1 protein-coding gene is annotated in these 202 nt (G+C 61.4%); it reads right to left on the reverse strand.

The window, feature by feature from the left end; translation table 11 throughout:
• Positions 1-186 (reverse strand): hypothetical protein (locus tag IE94_RS37075; RefSeq protein WP_037925350.1); only part of this gene is annotated, 186 nt, incomplete at its 3' end.
• Positions 187-202 lie beyond the last annotated feature (16 nt).

Here is a 202-nt window from a genome sequence, read left to right on the forward strand (position 1 = left end):
CTTGAAAACCGACGCGAAGAACTTCTTCCCACCCCGGAAGAAATGCTCGAACACCGAATTCAGAGCACCGGCCGCACCGTTCAGGAACAAGTCCTTCACGTCAATACCGCGCGGCTTGCGGCCCGGGGCCGCGGACACCATCAGGATCAGACGCGACGCCAGCGCCGTGAACATCTCCTCCAGCATCTCACTCAGCGTCGGC

The sequence above is a fragment of the Streptomyces violaceorubidus genome (genome assembly GCF_000717995.1).
GTDB classification, from domain to species: domain Bacteria; phylum Actinomycetota; class Actinomycetes; order Streptomycetales; family Streptomycetaceae; genus Streptomyces; species Streptomyces violaceorubidus.